A 22,434-nucleotide genomic window follows, 5' to 3' on the forward strand; every position below is an offset into this window, starting at 1 on the left:
GCTAACCAGGTCCTAAAGAATAGAAAGGTCTTTTCTCATGAAAACAAATAAAATTCTAAAAAACGCATCCTACCTCTTTGTAGGAAACATTACTGTCCGTTTTGTACTGGCTATTGCAACAATTCTCTTTGCACGATATGTTTCTCCAGAGGATTACGGTATGTTTACAACTGCATTAGCTGTTTCAGCTGTTATTTGTTACTTTACAGATGCAGGTTTAACACATACATTTATGCGTGAAGGAACAAGAAGCGATGCTAATATTAGCGTACTAATAAGTAGTTATTTACGTATTCGTTTAATATTAGCTATCGTAATTTCTGTACTTTTCGCTATTTTTGCCCAGTTCTTCTATCCCGACGCTTACTTACGTGCGATGGTATATTGGGTTGTCCTACCAACAATGTTCGGAGCAACCTTACAAGGTGTTGGTATGGCTTACTTCCAAGTAACAGAACGCATGCAATTTACAGCTATTATTTCTGTACTACAAGGTGTAACAGCTGCTGCTGCCCTATTACTAGGGATGTCTTTCCAATGGTCACTTATGATGGTTGCTGCCATGTACGGGGTATCTAGTCTTGTAACAGGTGTTATCGCCTTTATAATGACAATACGTTACACGAAAGTACATAAGGGTTGGGATAAAGGTATTTTAGATCAACTACTTATTTTCACAATCAATGGAATCATCATTATGCTCTTACCACAATTAGGGCCTATTATATTAGAAAAAGTTTCAACATATAAGCAAGTTGGATTCTTTGGTGCTGCATATAAAATACCTGCCGTACTATATCAAATACCTGGAGTAATTGCAGCTGCATTTTATCCAAGGCTTTTTGCTTTTGGTAATGAGCAAAACATTGAAGAACATAGAAAATTATCAAGTTTTGAATTAAAACTTATGTCTTTTTTAGGAATGGGAATTTCTATCCCCTTTATTGCTGATCCAAGTTTCTGGATTGTTAGTTTATTAGGAGAAAAATACGCTCCCGCTGGTGACGCTCTTGCTATTCTAGCGTTTATGGTTATTTTACAATCAATTAACTATCCACTAGCCGATAATTTAACAACGATTGGCCAGCAATGGAAACGTGCAACAACAATGACTATTGGATTAGTTGTTGCCATCATAGGTTATATTGTATTAGGTAGTAAATATGGAATGATGGGGGCAGCTGCCGCAGCCATACTTACCGAAATTACACTATTAATTGGATTTACCCTCTTTATTCGTAAAGGCATGCAATTATTAGTTAAAGGAATTATATTTAATTCCTTGGCCTTTATTATTAGTTACGGTATATACCGAGTTGCATTAATCAACTTACCGCCACTAATTGCTTTAACTCTTACTGGTATACTATACGGTATGATTGGAATTGTAATTGATCCTCAAATACGTGGATTCGTTTTAGCGTTTATAAAACAAAAGCTCATTCGCAAACATGCTTAAAAGCAAAAAGCTTTTCCTATTTAAAAATGGAAAAGCTTTTTGCTTTTTTATATATAGCATTTTTCTTCAGTAAAAAAATGCTATATATTCCAGCTCAAATTGACTTACTTTCTGAAAATGCCTTATACTAAATTATATGTAAACTATGAACTTCAACGCTTGTAAAAATATATATGCTTCAAAAAAAATATATATTTTCTCATGTTAAAACTAAAGAACACACCTTTAAAAATTGGTGTGTTTTTATATGCTACCTAAAAACTAGTTGCTACATGTAACGACTTTCAAAGGAGGATTATCAATTTTTATGAGCATAAAGCCGAATAATAAATTCTTTTCCAAGAAAACAATAATAATTATGCCAATATTATTATTGTGCGCTTTTGCTTTTCATTATTTCTTTTTAACATCTAATCAAGCCTTTTCTGGTACAGGGGATGCGTTACGTCAATTTGGCTTTTTTACGTTTCTTCTACAACATGCCTTTAAAGATGGCAACCTTTTTTGGTCTTTTGATTATGGATTAGGTGGAGATTTATTTGGAGAGTTTAGTTATTATTACAGCACATCACCGTTTTTCTGGATTACACTGTTACTACCTAAACTAAGTCTTGAGCAAGTATATGACGTGAAATTATATATGAGTATTTTAAAAAACTTTTTAGCTATGTTATTCATGTATGGTTCTTTACGTTACCATAATAAAACAGCATTTTCATCTTTTGTTGCTGCTATTATATATGGTGGCTGTATTACTTTCATCCGCCACTCTTTACTATGGGATTTCATGGCTGATGCCATTGTATTTTTACCATTAGTAATATGGGGACTTGATAAATATATTATTGAAAAGAAGCGCGGACTTTTCCTAATCACCGCTACTTTAATGTTAGCATCAAACTTTTATTTTGCTTTTATCACAAGTATTTTCATATTTATTTATGCATTATTCCAATACTTTGCGACACAACAAAATAAAACGATTGTCTCTTTTCTAAATTATTATATTAGAATCGGTTTATTGTACGGATTATCACTCGGTTTAGCTGCCGTTTGCTTCCTCCCATCAGTTAATGCCGTATTTAGCGCTGATCGACTATCAAAAAAGTTTGAGATACCATTATTATTTGAAGATAAATTTTATAAAGATTTAATGGAAAATATTTTCTTCATGTATAATGCTGAAAATCATCAATTAGCTTTACCAGCTTTAATTTTATTCTTAATCGTATTTGGAATGTTTATACGTGATAAACTCGTTAAAAGTAAAGTATTCTTTACGTTATTCATGTTCATTCTGTTTATGCTTCCATATACATATTCTGTGTTTAATGGTTTTTCAGCAATGCAATCTAGATGGTTTTATTTATTTGTATTTGTAATTGCCCAAACAATTGCATACATTCTAGATTGGATGATTATTCATAAGAAAGACTACAAATTACCTTATTTAATAAGTTTATTAGTGTCTATTGGATTATTCATTTATGCATTTTATAGAAAGGCAAATATAAATGTAACTGATAAACCTTTACAAGACGTTGATAACATTTTACTCGGAACTGTCGTTCTTTCTGTTATTACAGTATGTTTATGGCGCTATATTTCTAAATCATTCATACAATTTTTAGTTGTATTGAACGTCCTTGTTAGCACCGTTTCTATGAATTATATGTATGCGAATAATATACTTAGCACCGTTTACGGACAGAGCCAGATTTCAACTGAAAAGTTACACGAACCAGGCTATGATAATAAAGAAGAAATTGCTGCAATTCGCTACATACAAGAAAACGATAAAGACTTTTATCGTATTCTTAATCCATATAGCGAATATAACACACCAATGCTACAAGGTTATCATGGCTTAAGTACGTATCAAAGCTTAGTTAATTATTATGTCCATGACTTTATGAAAAATAAATATGGTGTATTCCAAATGTACGATACACCTTCAATGTTTTATCAAGCTGATAGTCGACTACTACTTGAAAATATGCTAGGTGTAAAATATCGCGTATTAAGTGCTGATACAGATTCAAAGAATGTGCCTTATGGATATAAACTATTACAGCAAGTAGGACCGTATAATATTTACAAAAATGACTATGCTTTACCGTTAGGATATGTATATGATTCGGCTATAAGTGAGGAAGAATTTTCTAAATTAAACTTCGCTCAGCGTGATCAATTATTATTACATGCTGTTGTCGTTAATAATACAAAAGAATTTTCATTAAACCATTTTAATAAACAAGACCTTAAATCAAAGGCAGTATCTATTAAAACGGAAAAAGCAAAATTCGAAAACATGGAAAAACAAGAAAATAAACTAATTGTTCATGGCTTTGGAAATATGATTGTACCTATCAATTATCCTGATACACCTGGTGATCTACTGATAGAATTAAAATTAAAAAATGCAGGCACATTCAATGCAACTGTTAATGGAAAAACGATAGGAAAAGGTGACGATGCTGGTGCATACTCTTATCCGTTAGAAAGGTTTGTTTACAATTTGGGCAATGAGCGTCCAGAAAATCTAACTATCTCTATTGATATGGCAGGTGAGTATGAATTAGGTGACTTGCAAGCAAATATTGTAAACTATGAAAGTGTACAAAAAGAAACAAAAAAACTAACTGAAAATAGGCTTGAAAATATTTATTATAAGAACAATTATTTAAAGGGGGATATCAAATCAAATAAAGACGGGCTTTTATATTTATCTGTCCCATATAGTAAAGGCTGGACTATAAAAATTGATGGAAAAGAAACAGAATTTACGAAAGCGAATTCTGCCTTTATCGGTGTTCCCATTACAAAAGGTTCACATGTAATCGAAATGACTTACGTTACACCTTATTTCAAATTAGGTATGACTATATCAATCATCTCACTAATTATTTGTATAGCTTTACTAATTTTCACAAATCCAAATGCACGACGAAAACTCTCTTTTAAAAATCAATAATGAGCACTCAATGAAACATGAAGCTATCTATTTAGATAGCTTCCTATAATAATACATAAATAGTATTTTAATCCACTACAAACAAGGAGTGTCAAAAATGACCCTTTCAATAGTAGTACCATGCTACAATGAAGAAAAGGTGCTTCGTGCCTTTTATTCAGAGACTTCTCTTGAAATTCATAAATTAACTACCGATTATGAATTTGTTTTTGTTAATGATGGTAGTAAAGATGATACTTTAAATATTTTACGTGATTTAGCTAGTTCAGATTCGTCAGTACACTACATATCATTTAGTCGAAACTTCGGAAAAGAAGCTGCAATGTTAGCTGGTTTAAAATATGCTACAGGCGATGCAATTGTTATTATGGATGCTGACTTACAACACCCTCCTACGTTAATAAAAGAACTGTTAGAAGGATATAACGACGGCTACGACCAAGTCATTGCAAAAAGAACAAGAACTGGTGATTCACCCGTTCGCTCTTTCGTCTCTCGTCTTTACTATAAAGTGATGAATAAATTTGTAGATATTGAATTAGTAGACGGTATTGGTGACTTTAGACTTTTAAGTCGAAGAGCAGTAGATTCTTTATTATCTTTAAGTGAATACAACCGATTTTCAAAAGGCTTATTTTCTTGGATCGGTTATAACGAATTAATCATTGAATATGAAAATGTATTACGTTCTGATGGAGAAAGTAAATGGACCTTCTCGAAATTATTAAATTACGGAATTGATGGTGTAATTTCATTTAATAATAAACCGTTACGTCTATCTATATATCTCGGATTACTAACAACCATTTTAGGACTTTTATACGTAATCACTACGTTCGTTCAAATCATCCTTGGTGGTGTGGAAGTTCCTGGTTACTTTACTCTCATTTCCGCTATACTATTTATTGGCGGTATTCAACTCATATTCCTAGGTGTTATTGGTGAATATATCGGTCGTATTTATTATGAAACAAAACGTAGACCGCATTTTATTGTAGCTGAAAAGAAAGTTAGTGAAGTTAAACAAAAGGCATAACCAAAAAGTTACTTCTGTAGGTAGAAGTAACTTTTTTATATACTAACATTTACAAACACTTCTTTTGAAAAAATATACATTTTGAAATGATGGCATTATATGAAAGAATTTAGTATCATGATTCAAGGTACTATTTCAAGTTGGACGGAGGATACTATGAGCTTATTAACAGTTGAAAAATTAGGACATACATTTGGTGATCGTACATTATTTAAAGATGTATCTATGCGATTATTAGCAGGTGAGCACGTTGGATTAGTTGGTGCAAACGGTGTTGGTAAATCAACATTCATGAATATCATTACTGGTCAGCTTATTCATGACCAAGGTCGTGTAGAATGGACACCGGGCACACATTACGGCTACTTAGATCAGCATACTGTTTTAACGCCTGGACGTACAATCCGTGACGTACTAGCGGATGCATTTTTACCGTTATTCGAAAAGGAAAAAGCTTTAAATGAAGTTACAGAAAAAATGGGAACTGCTACACCAGAAGAACTAGAAGAACTTCTTGAACAAATGGCAGAAATACAAGATGCACTTGAAGCAGGTGGTTTCTATTTACTAGATATGAAAATTGAAGAGGCTGCACGTGGTCTTGGAATTGATGCTATTGGTTTAGATCGTGATGTTTCAGCACTAAGTGGTGGACAACGTACAAAGGTATTGCTTGCAAAGCTATTACTTGAACAGCCAGAAGTGTTATTGCTTGATGAACCTACTAACTATTTAGACGTTGAACATATTCATTGGTTAACAAATTATTTGAAAGAATATCCACATGCATTCTTATTAATTTCTCATGATACAGAATTTATGAACAAATGTGTTGATGTTATTTTCCATCTAGAATTCACAAAAATGACACGCTATACAGCGACATATGAAAAATTCCTAGAACTAGCAGAAATCAATAAAAACCAACATATAAACGCTTATGAAAAGCAGCGCGAGTTTATCAAAAAGCAAGAAGACTTCATTGCAAAAAACAAGGCTCGTTATTCAACGACAGGTCGTGCAAAGAGTCGTCAAAAGCAACTTGATCGCATGGAACTTATTGATCGCCCAGAAACAGCAATTAAACCTGAATTCTCATTTAAAGAAAGTCGCGCAAGTAGTCGCTTCGTCTTTGAAGGTGAAAATGTAGAAATCGGATATACACATCCGCTACTACCAAAGCTATCAATGACGATCGAACGTGGTGAAAAAATTGCTATTGTTGGATGTAACGGTGTTGGTAAATCAACGTTACTAAAAACAATCTTAGGTAAAATTAAGCCTTTAAGCGGTAAAACAAGCCTTGGTGACTTCTTAGAGCCTGCATACTTTGAGCAAGAAGTTAAAGCTGACAATATAACACCAATTGATGATGTATGGAATACATTCCCTGGTTTAGACCAGCATCAAATTCGTGCGATGTTAGCAAAATGCGGATTAAAAAATGAACATATTTCTCGCCCATTAAGTCAATTAAGTGGTGGAGAACAAGCAAAAGTTCGTTTATGTAAGCTAATGGGTGAGGAAAGTAACTGGCTACTATTTGATGAGCCGACAAACCATCTTGATGTTACAGCAAAAGCGGAACTTAAGAAGGCTATGAAAGCATATAAAGGAACAATCCTCCTTGTATGTCACGAACCGGACTTCTATGAAGATTGGATTACAAAAGTTTGGGATGTTGAAGAATGGTCTCAAAATAGTAAATAGTCTTTAAGAAAAAACTCCTTGTGTAGACAAGGAGTTTTTTACTTATTTTTATTAAGAATTTTTTATATTGTAGTATCCTATAAGTCGTAATCGAAATTCTTTTAATTCCGGATACGCCTCTAAATTTGCTAACATACCTCTAATTACTGGAATTCTTGGATTAAGCAATCGTATTTCCGCCTCTAAAACATCTAACGTTACTAACAACTCATCATCCTCTAATTGATCAGCTAAACTACGCTTAAATACAATAATTTCTTTTAAAAAATGCTCTTTAACTTGTTCCTTAATAAGCTCTGATTTACAAAGGAATTCTCCAAGCTTTTCTTCATGTAAAATAGGTTCTTCCGAAGATTCTACTAAGCCATCTACTAAATGATCTACTCTTTTTAAAATAAAAGCAGCGACATACGATAAATCAATTTCTGGTGCTTGTAAAATAATTAACTCTAAATAACCACGGCATATGCCTTCTACTATAATTACTAAATCCAATAAATATGGCATAACCTTTTCACCATAAATGGACAATAAACTATTCCGATAAAATGCATGAGACTCTAACTTCATCCGCATCATAAATTCTTCTACTTCTTTATTAAACGGAATTGCATTTTCTCTCGCATGCATAATAATAAATTCTTTATGTTTTTGTATATCATTAAACTGACAATGTAATTGTTTTGCAAATTTTTCACGTGGTAATAAAGACTCTTGTTCAATATCCAGCATTTTCTTTTGGATTTTGTCATAATAATATCGAAGTGTCGCTAATAAAAGCTCATCTTTCGATTTAAAATATAAGTAAAAAGCTCCTTTAGATATACCACTAGCTGTCACAATTTCCTGCACTGATGTCGCATTTACACCCTTAGTAGCAAATAACTTCATAGCCGATTCTATAATTAAACGCTCTTTTTCTTTCATATCTTCTCTCCTAAATTTAATCTCGCATCTTATTATAAATGTATTATACCATCCCTTTTTATTGACGATTGACCGAACGGTCAGTTATATTATGTATTAGACTGACCAGTTGGTCAATATAATACAAAGGGAGCGCAAACATGAACAAAACCATCAATTTCTCGTTAAAAAATAAGTTCGCAGTTTGGCTACTAACCATTATTGTTACTATTGCGGGGATCTACTCTGGACTCAATATGAAGCTGGAAACAATTCCTGATATTACAACACCGATTGTGACAGTAACTACGGTCTATCCTGGTGCTACACCAGAAGAAGTAGCTGATAAAGTTTCAAAGCCGATGGAAGAACAACTACAAAATTTAAGCGGTGTTAACGTTGTGAGTTCATCATCTTTTCAAAACGCATCTTCTATTCAAGTAGAATACGATTTTGACAAAAATATGGAAAAAGCAGAAACAGAAATTAAAGAAGCTCTCACAAATGTAAAACTCCCAGAAGGTGTTAAAGATCCTAAAGTTTCACGAGTAAACTTCAATGCTTTTCCCGTTATTTCGTTAAGCGTAGCAAGCAAGAATGAATCTTTAGCTACTTTAACTGAAAATGTAGAAAAAAATGTTGTACCGGGATTAAAAGGACTTGATGGTGTTGTATCTGTTCAAATTGCTGGTCAACAAGTAGATGAAGTACAGCTCATCTTTAAGAAAGATAAAATGAAAGAACTAGGACTAAGTGAAGATACTGTAAAAAATGTGATTAAAGGATCGGATGTATCTTTACCACTTGGCTTATACACATTTAAAGACACGGAAAAATCAGTTGTTGTAGATGGCAATATTACAACGATTAAAACATTAAAAGAACTTAAAATCCCAGCTATACCTTCCTCACCTAACGGTCAAGGTAGTCAAAATGCTGGCACTGGTGCACAAACGCCACAAATGAATCCAGCCGCTATGAACGGGATTCCAACAGTTACATTAGATGAAATTGCTGACATTAAAGAAGTTGGGAAAGCAGAATCCATTTCTCGAACAAATGGAAAAGAAGCAATTGGAATTCAAATTGTGAAGGCCTCTGATGCAAATACAGTTGATGTTGTAAATGCAGTAAAAGATAAAGTAAAAGAACTTGAGAAAAAGTATAAAGACTTAGAGATTATTTCAACATTCGATCAAGGTGCACCTATTGAAAAATCAGTAGAAACAATGCTGAGCAAAGCAATTTTCGGTGCTATCTTTGCGATCGTTATTATTATGCTGTTCCTACGAAATATTCGAACAACATTAATCTCTGTCGTTTCAATACCACTTTCTTTATTAATTGCTGTTTTAGTCATAAAGCAAATGGATATTACGCTTAACATTATGACACTTGGAGCAATGACCGTTGCTATAGGCCGCGTTGTCGATGACTCAATTGTTGTTATTGAAAATATTTACCGACGTATGTCGTTATCAGAAGAGAAATTGCGCGGAAAAGATTTAATTCGTGAAGCTACGAAAGAAATGTTTATCCCAATTATGTCTTCTACCATCGTAACAATTGCTGTATTTTTACCACTTGGACTAGTAAAAGGTATGATTGGTGAAATGTTCTTACCATTCGCCTTAACTATCGTCTTCGCTTTATTAGCATCATTACTAGTAGCAGTTACAATCGTACCGATGCTAGCTCATTCCTTATTTAAGAAAGAGAGCATGAGGGAAAAAGAAGTACATCATGAAGAAAAACCAAGTAAATTAGCAAATGGGTATAAACGCATACTTGCATGGGCTTTAAATCACAAAATTATTACATCAAGTATCGCTGTCCTTCTATTAGTTGGTAGTCTTGCACTTGTACCAGTTATCGGTGTAAGTTTCTTACCTTCTGAAGAAGAAAAAATGATTATCGCAACATACAACCCTGAACCAGGTCAAACGTTAGAAGACGTTGAAAAAATTGCAACAAAAGCTGAGAAGCACTTCCAAAATAATAAAGACGTCAAAACAATTCAATTCTCATTAGGTGGCGAAAACCCAATGAGTCCTGGTCAATCAAACCAAGCAATGTTCTTCGTGCAATATGATAACGACACGAAAAACTTTGAAAAAGAGAAAGAACAAGTCGTTAAAGATTTACAGAAGATGTCTGGCAAAGGCGAATGGAAAAACCAAGACTTCGGAGCAAGTGGCGGTAGTAACGAAATTAAACTATACGTTTACGGAGATAGCTCAGAAGACATTAAGCCTGTCGTAAAAGATATTCAAAATATCATGAAGAAAAATAAAGACTTAAAAGATATAGATTCTAGTATTGCAAAAACATATGCAGAGTACACTTTAGTCGCAGATCAAGAAAAGCTGAGTAAAATGGGCTTAACGGCTGCTCAAATTGGAATGGGACTTTCTAATCAACATGATCGACCTGTTCTGACAACAATTAAAAAAGACGGTAAAGATGTCAACGTATATGTCGAAGCTGAAAAACAAAATTATGCAACAATCGATGACTTAACAAATCGTAAAATTACAACACCACTTGGTACTGAAGTGGCTGTGAAAGATGTTATGACTGTAAAAGAAGGTGAAACTTCGAATACAGTGAAACACCGCGATGGCCGTGTTTATGCAGAAGTAAGTGCAAAACTAACATCTGATGACGTTTCAAAAGCATCTGCCGCTGTTCAAAAAGAAGTAGATAAAATGGATCTTCCTTCTGGCGTAGATGTTTCTATGGGCGGCGTTACAAAAGATATTGAAGAATCATTTAAGCAACTTGGCTTAGCGATGTTAGCTGCGATTGCCATTGTATACTTCGTTCTTGTCGTTACATTTGGTGGTGCCCTTGCACCATTCGCAATTTTATTCTCGCTACCATTTACAATTATCGGAGCTCTTGTTGCCTTATTAATCTCTGGTGAAACATTAAGTGTATCTGCAATGATTGGGGCGCTTATGTTAATCGGTATCGTTGTAACAAACGCAATCGTGCTTATCGACCGCGTTATTCATAAAGAAAATGAAGGACTATCAACACGTGAAGCTTTATTAGAAGCTGGTGCAACACGCCTTCGTCCAATTTTAATGACTGCAATTGCAACAATTGGTGCTCTTATCCCGCTTGCATTAGGATTTGAAGGTAGTGGCTTAATTTCTAAAGGACTTGGTGTAACGGTAATTGGTGGATTAACAAGTTCAACGTTATTAACACTTCTTATTGTTCCAATCGTTTATGAAGTATTAAGCAAATTTAAAAAGAAAAAAACAAAATAATAAAAAATAACCTCGCTAACTGCGAGGTTATTTTTTATTTCCAAACAAGACTAGAAAATCACCATAGCCTTCTTTCTCTAATTCCTCTTTTGGAATAAATCGAAGGGCTGCAGAATTAATGCAGTAACGAAGTCCATTTGGTCCTGGACCGTCTGGAAATACATGCCCAAGATGTGAATCTCCTTCCTTACTTCTCACTTCTGTACGCGTCATATTATGACTCACATCCATCTTTTCTTTCACACTTGCTGACATAACTGGTTTTGTAAAACTAGGCCATCCACATCCACTATCAAATTTGTCTAGAGAAGTAAATAGCGGCTCACCTGAAACGATGTCTACATAAAGACCTTCCTCTTTATGGTTCCAATACTCATTTCGAAATGGTGGTTCTGTACCATTTTCCTGCGTTACATAAAACTGCATCTCATTGAGTTTTTCTTTTAAATGAGCATTATCCTTTGGCCAATGTTGCTTAATAAAAGCATCTCGTCCTGAGCCTTTACGATATAACTCATAGCGGAATGTGTTTTTCTTATGATATCCTTGGTGATATTCTTCAGCTGGATAAAATGTAGCTGCTGGTAGTATTTTTGTCGCAATTGGTTTTGAAAAGCGCCCACTCTGCTCAAGTTCTTCTTTTGAGACTTCTGCTTTTTTATGTTGTTCTTCATTATGATAAAAAATCACTGTTTCATAAGACTGTCCGCGGTCGTGGAATTGTCCTCCAATATCGGTCGGATCAATTTGTCTCCAATATATATTTAACAATTCCTCATACGACATTTTATTTGCATCAAATGTAATTTGTACCGCTTCATAATGTCCTGTTGTTTCTGAGCACACTTCTTTATACGTTGGGTCCTCTTTATGACCGCCTGTATAACCTGAAATAACCTGTATAATGCCCTCCATCTCTTCAAATGGAGAAACCATACACCAGAAACACCCTCCAGCAAATGTAGCTAACTCTACCTTTTCATTTACAGCCATTACTTCACCCCTATTCTATATTCTCCTTACAGTATGGCATAAGAAACATAATGTTATAAAAGAAAAAGCATCGAACATCGATGCTTTTTCTTTACTTCACTTTATTTTTTCCAACATCCTTCTCCATTTCATCACTTGTCACGTCTAAAACATCTAGTAAGAAAATGAAGATTGGAATACCGATAATCAGTCCCCATACACCTAAGAAGTGCTCTGAGAAAATTAATACCATAAAAGTATAGAAAATCGGTAAATTTGTTTTTTGCGACATAAACTTCGGATTTAATACGTAACTTTCAAGCGCATGAATCACTGTTACGATAACTAAAATATAAACAACGTACATAATACCGCCAATATTGTAAGCAATCATACAAAGTGGGAATAACGAAATGATAACCCCCGCTACTGGAATTAATCCAAGCAAGAAAATCATTAATGCTAAACCTAATAATTGCGGGAATCCTAATATCCATAATGCGATAACTGAAAGAACACAGTTAACAACAGCAATTAAAAATTGTGCTTCGATTACCTTTCCAAATGAACGTGCAAATTTCTTTCCGAAGTACTCAATTTCAGTATAGAAAATTGCAAGCCTGCTTTCTTTAAACTTTGCAGTAAAACCAACAATACGAGATTTTTCTAATAAGAAAAACAAACTCAAAATTAAAGAAAGTAAAACTTGAAGGCCAAATTTACCAACATTCGTAATCGATTTATACAAAATGTCTACGCCTTGTCCTACATATTTAGAAAGCTCCATATGATTGACAGCATTAACTGCATACTTAATTAGTTCACTATCTGGTGGGTTTCTTAAAAATACATTGAATTGGTAAATCAGTTGTGAAATTTGTATCGTCAATACTGGTAAATATTTAAATAGCGTAATAGCAATTCCACCAATTAACATTACATATAGAAATGCTATAATAATTTTTCGATTAATAGGCATGAAATGATCTAATTTGCGGGAAATAAACTTTTGGAATCGATCCATTAAATACGTGAGAATAAACGTAATTAATATTAAATTCAACATACTTTGCAGCCCGTATAACACGAGAGCAAGTATTACTAATACGAGTAACCTCTGAAATCCTTTACTTTGAAACAGGTTTTTTATTTGCATAATCGACGAATACTCTCTCCTGTCCTATAAACTAAAACGTTAATAAGTAGATTTCTCTCTCTTTTCTACTTTTAATTATTCATTCATATTAAGATTTTTATAAACTCATTATATGCCTACCTTAACAGGTATATAGTAGCTTACTTCTTATTTTACAATACAATGACCTAATTCAAAACGTATTCTACATAGTATTAATGAAGATTTAAGGAAACTTATATTTTTTTAAATAGGTCTTACCACTACTGTAACATAAAAAGCAAGCTATCAGTAGAAATCTGTCCTACAAATAGCTTGCTTTTCTTGTTTTTTAAGTAAGTTTTACTATCCAATGAATGGTATGAACATTGGGATGACAACTACTGTTACAACCCCAACTACTGTTACAGCAATACTTGCCATCGCTGCCTCTACCTCACCCATTTCAATTCCTACCGCAACTCCTAATGCATGACCCGCTGTTCCAAGTGCTAAACCTTTTGCAATCGGATGTTTCACTCTAAATGTTTTTAAGAATAATGCTCCTAATGCGTATACGATAACTGCGTTGAAAATAACTGCAAACGATGTAATTGCTGGAATACCACCAATACTTTCTGAAATTGGTAACGCAATTGCTGTTGTTGCTGCTTGTGGTAGCATTGAATTCATTACTGCTGTATCTAAACCGATTGCTTTTGCAACAATGAACACGACAATTACTGAGCAAATAGATCCAACCACGATAGCTGATAAAATTTGCCACCAATATTTTTTCAACTTATCAACTTGTTTATAGAGTGGGATAGCAAATGCAATTGTTGCTGGCTCTAAGAAGAAACTAATCATTTTTCCGCCAGTATTATATTCTTCAAAAGTAAAGTTACCTACCTTTAGAAAGACAATCCCTAATACCATCGCTACGAATAATGGCGTAAATAGGAAGAACCCTTTTGAATGCTTGAATAATAATGTTCCGATTCCGTATGCGATTAATGAAACGACGATTCCGAAATATGGAGTCATTGTGCTTGCCATGTTCATTACCTCCTAACAATATATAAATGCAATGGTTACGCAACCTTTCCGTGCTTGCGTCCTTTATTTACTACTTTCAATTCTTTTGTATCTTCTGTTTCTTTTTCATCTTTTCCTAAAATAAATTGTGCAAATAACCCTGTTACAGCGAGTAAAATAACTGTTGCTACAACAATTACAGTTAAAATTTGTACAAAGTATTGCCCCATTACACCAAGAGAATTAATAACTGAAATACCTGATGGGACGAATAAGAATCCAATAATACCTGTTAAAGCTGTTCCGAGTGATTCAACTTGCTCCAATTTAATAACTTTTAAACATAATAGACTAAATAAAATAACTAACCCGATTACCGATGAAGGCATTGGAATTGGTAAATGTGTTGCAATAATATTAGAAATTAACATAATAGCTGAGAATATGAATGCTTGTGATAAGAAACTATATACTTTTTTCGTACTCATTTTGGCCACCTCTTTCGATTTGGTACCTTTATTGTATAGGATACAAACGCATAAGTAAGCGTTTACATAACAGAACGTCAAATATACAGAATCAGTTACAAATATAAAAGGATGAAATACAAAAGCTGCTTCTTAAATACGAAGCAGCTTCTTGAGTTCTTTTGCATATGTACGGCTAACAGGTACTTTCGATCCTTCTTTCATGATTAAATTATAAGTAGAATTAAACCATGGCTGAATTTCAGTAATATGATTAATATTCGCAATAAAGCTACGGTGTACGCGCATGAAGCTTGCTTGTGGTAACTTCTTCTCTAAAATTACAAGTGTATCATGTGTTACATACGTTTCCCTCGTTGTTTTTACTGTTACTTTCCCATCTACAAGCCCTACATATATAATATCTTCAATATTCACAAGTACGATTGATTCTTCAATTGGTAATGCTAATTTATGCATCTCTGCTGTTACATCTGTCCCCTTTATTTCGTGCTTCGTTTCTATTTGCGCTTGTTTTTGTTTTTTATACTTCTTTAATGTCTGCACAATACGCTCTTCATCAAATGGTTTTAAAATGTAGTCTAACGCATCTACTTCAAATGCTTGCAGCGCATATTGATCATAGGCAGTAGCAAATACAATTGCAGGTGGATTTTTCATCTTCTTTAATATATTCGCGATTTCAAATCCGTTATCATCGGATAATTGAATATCTAAAAACACAATATCTGGTCTACTTTGCATTAGTTCTTCTAATGCGTCTTCCACACAATCAGCCTCACCAATTATCTCAACTTCTTTCGTTCTCTCTAATAAATACTTTAGTTCATCACGTGCTAACATTTCATCGTCAACTACTAGTACTTTTAACAATCTGCTCTTCCTCCCCTACTTTTTTTGGAATAACAAAAGTAATCTCTGTCCCCTCATTTAATTCACTTTCGATATGAAGCATCGTTTCTTTTCCAAATAATCCAATAAGACGTTCATTAATATTATATAAAGCTGTTCCAGTCCCTTTCTTTGACGAAACTACCATCTTTCCTAATTGTTCTAAACGTTCTTCCTCAATTCCCTGTCCATTATCTTTTACTTCAAAATGAACCATACCCTCTTTTTCAAAAACATGCACTTCTACTTCGCATACTGGTTGCTTCTTCGGAAAAGCATGTCGCAATGCATTTTCAACCAATAGTTGAAGAACAAATGGTGGTACTAAAGTTGTCTTTAGCTCATCCTCAATATACATCTTTACCTCATACTTATTTGGGAACCTTGCTTGTTCTAGTGATAAGTATGCCTGTACATGGTTTAATTCTTGTTCTAGTGGAATCAATAACTGACGTGCCCCTTGCAAATTACAACGGAAATATACGCTAAGCTGTAATAATAACTTCCTTGCTTTTTCTACATCTGTTCGGCATAAAGCTGATACTGTATTAATCGCATTAAATAAAAAGTGTGGGTTAATTTGCGCTTGTAATGCTTTTATCTCCGCATCTTGAAGTAATTTACTTTGCAACTCAGCTTCTCCTAACTCTAACTGCGTGGAGAATATTTTTGCTAACCCTTCTGCTAATTCCTCTTCCACACGACTTAACTGGTTAGGATTTTTGAAATAGAGTTTTAATGTCCCTATCGTATTTCCATGCGAAGTTAGTGGAATTACAATCGCCGCTTGCAAAGGGCAGCCTTCATGTTGACAATTAATAACCTCACGTGATTTCGCTTTCATTATTTTCCCTGTGTTTAACACTTCTTTCGACAAACCGGTTATTAAACTATGTGAAGGAATATGGTGATCTGATGCTAATCCAACATGAGCTAATATTTTCTCTGTATCTGTTAAGGATACCGCATCTGTTCCTGTAAAACGGTGAATAATTTGTGCCACATGCTTACATGATTCTTCTGTTAAGCCTTGGCGGAAATACGGTAACGTTTTATCTGCAATACGTAATACTTTATGAGTCTGAAGTGCCTTTGCATTCTCCTCCTGACGCAAAATAGCTTGTATCATAGAAAGTAAAATAAAACTTCCAAAACTATTTACAAGAATCATTGGTATCGCTATTGTTTTCACAACGCTAATTCCATCCTCTATAATTAATAAAATCATAAGCATTTCTAAAGATACGATAAAAACACTTAAAACTGCTGAAAATTTAGGAGTAATTGTACGATTATATTTTTTGAAAATATATCCGATATAACCAGTTATAATCCCAGCTAAAATAGAAGAGATTGCGCAGCTTAGCGCTGTCGTACCACCAAGCATATAACGATGAATACCAGCAATAAATCCGACTCCAACCCCTACAATAGGGCCACCAAGTAAGCCGCTAATACCAACACCCATAATACGCGTATTCGCAATTGTACTTGAAGAAGAAACACCTTGTAACCAGTTTTCATTCATAATCGTATTTCCTGCTATTTCAATCCCAGTGTAATTGCTTACAATTGTAAATACCGAAAAAATACAAATAAGCTTAAGCTTATCTACATAGCCATCCTGTTTATGAAGGAGGCGTCTGAAAGTTTTAATATGAGAGAGTAAAAATCCTAAAATAACTATAAGTCCGACTCGTTCGATCATCATGAGTACTAAATTTAGCATCTTTGATTCATTCCTTTTTATTTAGTTAGTTTTATTATGGGAAAATAATGAAGTCGGCGTCAAGAAGAACGAAATGTTTTTTGAAATATTTTACACATAATAACTTCCTCTTTATTTGACAATACAATAGAAGAGTGCTAAAAATAAAGTAATATAATACAGTCCTTTAACCCAACCCCGTGAGGTTGAGAAGGAAGTCGGAATACAATATACGTATGTTCTTTTTTGGGGATACGTATGCTTTTTTGGCCTTCTCATCATATCAGGTGAGAAGGCCTTTTGTTATTCTTCCATAGCGACTGTAGAAAATAAGGAGGAGTAATAATGAACGTCACTACTGATGTACAACAAGCAACAGAGGAGACGAAAGCGAAAAGATATAAAACATTATTTGGTTCTGCGCTAGGATATGCAGCAGAAGGTTTAGATATGTTGCTATTATCTTTCGTACTTGTCTATATTTTAAAAGAGTTTCACTTAAGTCCTGTTGAAGGTGGAAACTTAACATTAGCTACCACAATAGGGATGTTAATTGGTTCTTATTTATTTGGATTTATTGCTGATTTATTTGGCCGTATTCGTACAATGGCCTTCACAATCTTACTGTTTTCACTAGCAACCGCACTCATTTATTTCGCAACAGACTACTGGCAATTATTAATTCTGCGCTTTTTAGTTGGAATGGGGGTTGGTGGTGAATTCGGAATCGGAATGGCCATTGTAACAGAAACATGGTCTAAAGAAATGCGCGCTAAAGCGACATCTGTTGTTGCACTTGGATGGCAATTTGGTGTACTGGTTGCTTCACTCCTTCCAGCATTTATTGTCCCGCACTTTGGATGGAGAGCCGTTTTCTTATTTGGATTAATTCCAGCTTTACTAGCTGTCTATGTCCGTAAAAGTTTAAGTGAACCGAAAATATGGGAGCAAAAACAACGCTACAAAAAGGAACTATTGCAAAAAGAAGCTGCAGGTAAATTAACAACTACTGAAGCAGAACAACTAAAACATATAAAAAAATTCCCACTTCGAAAGTTATTTGCCAATAAAAAAGTAACAATTACAACAATCGGTCTTATTATTATGTCGTTTATCCAAAACTTCGGATATTACGGAATCTTCACATGGATGCCCACTATTTTAGCAAATAAATATAACTATACATTAGCAAAAGCAAGTGGCTGGATGTTCATTTCTACCATCGGTATGCTAATTGGAATTGCAATCTTTGGTATTCTGGCTGATAAAATTGGTCGCCGTAAAACTTTTGCAATCTATTATATTGGCGGTACAGTATACTGTCTCATTTACTTCTTCTTATTCACAGATTCAACATTATTATTATGGGGAAGTGCATTGCTTGGATTCTTTGCAAATGGAATGATGGGAGGGTTTGGAGCAATTTTAGCTGAAAACTATCCTGCTGAAGCTCGCTCTACCGCTGAAAACTTTATTTTCGGTACAGGACGTGGGTTAGCTGGATTTGGGCCTGTTATTATTGGCTTACTCGCTACAGGTGGCAACCTACTTGGAGCATTGTCCTTAATTTTTATCATCTACCCAATCGGGTTAATTACAATGCTACTATGTGTACCAGAAACAAAGGGAAAAGTATTAGATTAAACGTAAAAGAGGAAGCATCTCATTTAAGATGCTTCCTCTTTTACGTTTTTATTTATTTTGATTTACTAGCCTTCTGAAATAAGAATGCAGTTTTATCTTCTTCTTTTACAATACCTTGTTTTAATGCTAATTCTCCCGCAACTTTAGGCGCTAACCATAGCATCGGGAATAACAAAATTGATACCGGAACTGCCGTCACCACGATAAACGATTGTAGCGCATTAATACTTCCTTCACCCATATATAAAAGAATTGCTGCAACTGCGCCCATAATAAGCGACCAAAAAATTCGCAAACTAATTCTAGGATCTCCGTCTCCAGTCACTGCCATTGAAATGGAATACGCCATTGAATCTCCTGTTGTCACTACAAATAAAATTGTTAATAAAAGAAATGCTGGTCCAATAATATTAGAAAGTGGCAATTGTCCTGTAATTGCAATCATAGCTGCCGGCATACCAGATTCACTTAATGCGTCCGAGATAGACCCAGGATTCATCAACTCATAAAACACGCCTGATCCACCTAATATAGTAAACCAAAACGTTGTAATAATAGGTGCGATAATTCCAATTGCAACGATGATTTCTCGAATCGTTCTCCCTCTTGAAATTCGACTCACTAAAATTGCCATCATTGGTCCGTATCCAATAAACCATCCCCAGAAAAAGATTGTCCAAGATCCTAACCAACTTGTATCACCACGGTATGTGCTCATCGGTATAAACTCATTTACATAAAATCCAAACGAAGAAACAAACGAATCAATAATAAATCCTCCTGGCCCAAATAGTAATATGAATGCCATTAATACAATTGCTAATCTAACATTTAAATTACTTATAATTTGAATCCCTTTATCAATACCTGTTACTGCCGATATGGTAGACACGGCCACCACACAAACAATAATTGCTAATTGAGTAGTAAACACATCAGAAATTCCAAATAATTCTTGTAATCCATAACTTGCTTGTAAACCTAAAAATCCAATTGGGCCAATTGTACCTGCAGCTACTGCAATAATTGCAGCTGCATCAATTATCGTTCCAAGCAGGCTCTTTCTTAATTTTTCCCCAAAAATAGGATATAAAAGCGTTCGAGGTTTTAGCGGCATATCTTTATGATAATGTCCATACATCATAACTACCGCACTAATTGTACCTAAAATCGTCCATGCTAAAAATCCCCAATGCATATAACTTTGTGCTAAAGCAGGCATGACTGCTTCTTTCGTTCCAGCAGATATACCATCATGTATTGGTGGCACCGTCATCAAATGATACATTGGCTCTGCTGCTGCCCAAAAAACGCCACCTCCGGCAAGTAATGTAGACATAATAATAGCAAGCCATTTTGCCGTACTAATCTCAGGTTTTTCTAATCCTCCAAGCTTAACTCTCCCATATTTGGAGAACGCCATACACATCGCAACAATAAATGTACCTAATAATAAAACTTGCCAGAAGGCACCGAAATATTTAATTGAAAAAGCGAAACTTTTATTAATCGCACTCTCTACATAATCCTTGTTCAAAAAAACTGCAATTACAAATAATAAAAGTGAACCACCACTAATAATAAATACAGGCCAATCAGTTTTTCGACTCTTCATCCTCATTTACACTTCCTCCTTCCTCAGCAATCTAAAAAAACAACTTTATTATGTTTTATTGTTTAAAACCAAAACACAATAATTATATATGCATAACATTTTATCGACTTCCCACATACTTATGTTGTCCCTAAAAATATGCCAAATCCCTTATTAAAAAGAAAGAATCTCTTCCTCTTACATAAAAAAGCAAAACAAAAGACCTTATATTTCTATAAGGTCTTCGAAACAGAAATTTGATTATAACATAAGGAACTCCTTGGTTCAAAAAGCCTCTTCCAAAAATAACCGAGAGTAAAGGCTTCCATTTGCTACATAACAGTAATTTAAAAAAATTATATTTCACAGAAAAAACCTATACTAAATATCATTTATGAAAGAAATTTGGCTTCAAAATTTCATTCGGATACGGTTTATGATAAATGTGGGTGGTAGCTGGAGATAATGGTGGAATAAGCCATACCCAATTACCTGTTACAACACGACCACAAGCAGCTTCTTGCTTCTCAAATTGCTGAAATTGTTGTGCAGCAGTATGGTGATCAACAATACTAACTCCTTGTTTTTTAAAGGAGTGTAGTACGGCAATATTCAACTCAATTAGCGCCTTATCTTTCCATAAGGTACCGTTTCTCGATGTATCTAAATCCATCATCTCCGCAACAGCCGGAAGTAAATTATAACGATCATGATCTGCTAAGTTGCGCGCCCCAATTTCTGTTCCCATATACCATCCATTGAACGGAGCGGCTGTATAAGAAATACCGCCAATTTCTAAACGCATATCTGAAATCATTGGAACACCATACCATTTTACTCCAAGTGATGAAATAGGGTATTCTGGGTGTTCAATTGGCACTTCTTTTACTTCTTCTCTCGGAATTTCTTTATATATAGGCGCTTTTCCATCTATAGAAAACACAAGTGGCAATACATCGTAATTCGTACCTTCTCCTTGCCAACCAAGCTCCTGACAAAAGTCCGTAAATGTAGCGGAATGAGAATCACCAATCACTCCCGTTTCTGTTTTATATCCTGCATATCGAATCAATTGGTGATTATAAATTCTTATATTATTTTCTTCACCTTGATATTGCTTAAAAATCGTAATGGTTGGTTTAACTTTTCCGTCGTTCGTTGCATATTTAATATGATGAATTAATGCATTATATACACCCTCTTCATCATTTACTTCGCGCGCATCTAATATGTGCATCTTACTCCAAAATAGTCTTCCAATACATCTATTACTGTTACGCCATGCCATTCGTGAACCATGAACAAGTTCTTCAAATGTATGCTCATATGTCCCTGTCTTCTCTATCTCAATTTGAATTTCTTTTATACGTTCTTCTATCAATTGTTCTTTATGAAGCTCCTTATAACAAATCGTAATAAAATTACTTGCTTCCTCTATTAATTGTTTCGTTTTACTCATAAACAATCTCCTTCTATTTCAACAAAACCCTGCTACTTTACAGTATAAGCAAAAAGGATAGGAGTCACAAATGAAAGTGAGAGTGTTACTTTTATTGTAATATTTTTCAGAAAATTAATGGACTTACTATTGACTTATATGGAAAATGGGTGTATTTTTGACT

At 34.3% G+C, this 22,434-nt stretch carries 15 protein-coding genes; 6 read left to right on the forward strand and 9 right to left on the reverse strand.

What is annotated here, in order from left to right:
• The first annotated feature begins 37 nt into the window (after nt 1-37).
• The 4 genes from MHB52_RS27825 to MHB52_RS27840 all read left to right on the forward strand — a co-directional run bounded on the left by MHB52_RS27825 (nt 38) and on the right by MHB52_RS27840 (nt 7,179).
• Nucleotides 38-1,459 carry an oligosaccharide flippase family protein gene (locus MHB52_RS27825; RefSeq protein WP_000856143.1) on the forward strand — a complete coding sequence of 474 codons (1,422 nt, stop codon included), beginning with the start codon at nt 38-40 and terminating at the stop codon, nt 1,457-1,459.
• Nucleotides 1,460-1,766: 307 nt separating this feature from the next.
• Nucleotides 1,767-4,433 (forward strand): YfhO family protein, encoded by a 2,667-nt coding sequence (locus tag MHB52_RS27830; protein ID WP_000023700.1) that lies wholly within the window; start codon nt 1,767-1,769, stop codon nt 4,431-4,433.
• A gap of 97 nt (nt 4,434-4,530) precedes the next feature.
• On the forward strand, nt 4,531-5,469 hold the full coding sequence (locus tag MHB52_RS27835; RefSeq protein ID WP_000175827.1) for a glycosyltransferase family 2 protein: 939 nt from the start codon (nt 4,531-4,533) through the stop codon (nt 5,467-5,469).
• Between the two features lie 156 nt (nt 5,470-5,625).
• Entirely contained in the window at nt 5,626-7,179 is a 1,554-nt protein-coding gene (locus MHB52_RS27840) for an ABC-F family ATP-binding cassette domain-containing protein (RefSeq protein WP_000055410.1), read from the forward strand.
• 51 nt (nt 7,180-7,230) lie between these two features.
• On the opposite strand, the gene MHB52_RS27845 is transcribed toward MHB52_RS27840, so the two are convergent.
• The gene (locus MHB52_RS27845; RefSeq protein WP_000659645.1) at nt 7,231-8,106 is read right to left on the reverse strand and encodes a TetR/AcrR family transcriptional regulator; all 876 of its coding nucleotides are present in this window, start codon (nt 8,104-8,106) and stop codon (nt 7,231-7,233) included.
• 140 nt (nt 8,107-8,246) lie between these two features.
• On the opposite strand from MHB52_RS27845, the gene MHB52_RS27850 reads away from it, so the two are divergent.
• Nucleotides 8,247-11,363, forward strand: coding sequence for an efflux RND transporter permease subunit (locus MHB52_RS27850; protein ID WP_061664263.1), 3,117 nt, complete (start codon nt 8,247-8,249; stop codon nt 11,361-11,363).
• Between the two features lie 27 nt (nt 11,364-11,390).
• Here MHB52_RS27850 and msrB read toward each other — a convergent pair whose 3' ends face one another.
• The 6 genes from msrB to lytS all read right to left on the reverse strand — a co-directional run bounded on the left by msrB (nt 11,391) and on the right by lytS (nt 17,595).
• Nucleotides 11,391-12,356 (reverse strand): peptide-methionine (R)-S-oxide reductase MsrB, encoded by a 966-nt coding sequence (gene msrB / locus MHB52_RS27855; protein WP_016118975.1) that lies wholly within the window; start codon nt 12,354-12,356, stop codon nt 11,391-11,393.
• Between the two features lie 91 nt (nt 12,357-12,447).
• A complete protein-coding gene (locus MHB52_RS27860; protein ID WP_001166010.1) occupies nt 12,448-13,491 on the reverse strand; it encodes an AI-2E family transporter in 1,044 nt (347 codons plus the stop codon).
• A gap of 324 nt (nt 13,492-13,815) precedes the next feature.
• Nucleotides 13,816-14,508 carry an antiholin-like protein LrgB gene (lrgB, locus tag MHB52_RS27865; protein WP_000168868.1) on the reverse strand — a complete coding sequence of 231 codons (693 nt, stop codon included), beginning with the start codon at nt 14,506-14,508 and terminating at the stop codon, nt 13,816-13,818.
• A 35-nt stretch (nt 14,509-14,543) separates the two neighbouring features.
• Nucleotides 14,544-14,975, reverse strand: a complete 432-nt coding sequence (gene lrgA, locus MHB52_RS27870; protein WP_000104901.1) for an antiholin-like murein hydrolase modulator LrgA — start codon at nt 14,973-14,975, stop codon at nt 14,544-14,546.
• 132 nt (nt 14,976-15,107) lie between these two features.
• Nucleotides 15,108-15,848 carry a LytR/AlgR family response regulator transcription factor gene (locus tag MHB52_RS27875; protein WP_000921841.1) on the reverse strand — a complete coding sequence of 247 codons (741 nt, stop codon included), beginning with the start codon at nt 15,846-15,848 and terminating at the stop codon, nt 15,108-15,110.
• Nucleotides 15,826-17,595 carry a two-component system sensor histidine kinase LytS gene (lytS, locus tag MHB52_RS27880; protein ID WP_000933589.1) on the reverse strand — a complete coding sequence of 590 codons (1,770 nt, stop codon included), beginning with the start codon at nt 17,593-17,595 and terminating at the stop codon, nt 15,826-15,828. Before lytS ends, MHB52_RS27875 begins: the two co-directional genes overlap by 23 nt.
• 324 nt (nt 17,596-17,919) lie before the next feature.
• Between lytS and MHB52_RS27885 the strand changes: the two genes are divergently transcribed.
• Nucleotides 17,920-19,218: an MFS transporter gene (locus MHB52_RS27885; protein ID WP_001103402.1), complete on the forward strand. Its 1,299-nt coding sequence runs from the start codon at nt 17,920-17,922 to the stop codon at nt 19,216-19,218.
• A gap of 52 nt (nt 19,219-19,270) precedes the next feature.
• Here the strand turns inward: MHB52_RS27885 and MHB52_RS27890 are convergent, their stop codons facing one another.
• Together MHB52_RS27890 and MHB52_RS27895 are read right to left on the reverse strand one after the other, a co-directional pair.
• A complete protein-coding gene (locus MHB52_RS27890; protein ID WP_001242442.1) occupies nt 19,271-20,839 on the reverse strand; it encodes a BCCT family transporter in 1,569 nt (522 codons plus the stop codon).
• A gap of 361 nt (nt 20,840-21,200) precedes the next feature.
• On the reverse strand, nt 21,201-22,271 hold the full coding sequence (locus MHB52_RS27895) for a nitric oxide synthase oxygenase (protein ID WP_000047625.1): 1,071 nt from the start codon (nt 22,269-22,271) through the stop codon (nt 21,201-21,203).
• Nucleotides 22,272-22,434 lie beyond the last annotated feature (163 nt).

It is taken from the genome of Bacillus sp. FSL K6-0073 (assembly GCF_038006085.1).
Taxonomy (GTDB): Bacteria; Bacillota; Bacilli; order Bacillales; family Bacillaceae_G; genus Bacillus_A; species Bacillus_A cereus.

Excerpts from the sequence above, each read along its gene's own strand:
- MHB52_RS27825 (WP_000856143.1), top strand. The coding sequence starts at position 38 with ATGAAAACAAATAAAATTCTAAAAAACGCATCCTACCTCTTTGTAGGA.
- MHB52_RS27830 (WP_000023700.1), top strand. The coding sequence starts at position 1,767 with ATGAGCATAAAGCCGAATAATAAATTCTTTTCCAAGAAAACAATAATA.
- MHB52_RS27835 (WP_000175827.1), top strand. The coding sequence starts at position 4,531 with ATGACCCTTTCAATAGTAGTACCATGCTACAATGAAGAAAAGGTGCTT.
- MHB52_RS27840 (WP_000055410.1), top strand. The coding sequence starts at position 5,626 with ATGAGCTTATTAACAGTTGAAAAATTAGGACATACATTTGGTGATCGT.
- MHB52_RS27845 (WP_000659645.1), bottom strand. The coding sequence starts at position 8,106 with ATGAAAGAAAAAGAGCGTTTAATTATAGAATCGGCTATGAAGTTATTT.
- MHB52_RS27850 (WP_061664263.1), top strand. The coding sequence starts at position 8,247 with ATGAACAAAACCATCAATTTCTCGTTAAAAAATAAGTTCGCAGTTTGG.
- msrB (WP_016118975.1), bottom strand. The coding sequence starts at position 12,356 with ATGGCTGTAAATGAAAAGGTAGAGTTAGCTACATTTGCTGGAGGGTGT.
- MHB52_RS27860 (WP_001166010.1), bottom strand. The coding sequence starts at position 13,491 with ATGCAAATAAAAAACCTGTTTCAAAGTAAAGGATTTCAGAGGTTACTC.
- lrgB (WP_000168868.1), bottom strand. The coding sequence starts at position 14,508 with ATGGCAAGCACAATGACTCCATATTTCGGAATCGTCGTTTCATTAATC.
- lrgA (WP_000104901.1), bottom strand. The coding sequence starts at position 14,975 with ATGAGTACGAAAAAAGTATATAGTTTCTTATCACAAGCATTCATATTC.
- lytS (WP_000933589.1), bottom strand. The coding sequence starts at position 17,595 with ATGCTAAATTTAGTACTCATGATGATCGAACGAGTCGGACTTATAGTT.
- MHB52_RS27885 (WP_001103402.1), top strand. The coding sequence starts at position 17,920 with ATGAACGTCACTACTGATGTACAACAAGCAACAGAGGAGACGAAAGCG.
- MHB52_RS27890 (WP_001242442.1), bottom strand. The coding sequence starts at position 20,839 with ATGAGGATGAAGAGTCGAAAAACTGATTGGCCTGTATTTATTATTAGT.
- MHB52_RS27895 (WP_000047625.1), bottom strand. The coding sequence starts at position 22,271 with ATGAGTAAAACGAAACAATTAATAGAGGAAGCAAGTAATTTTATTACG.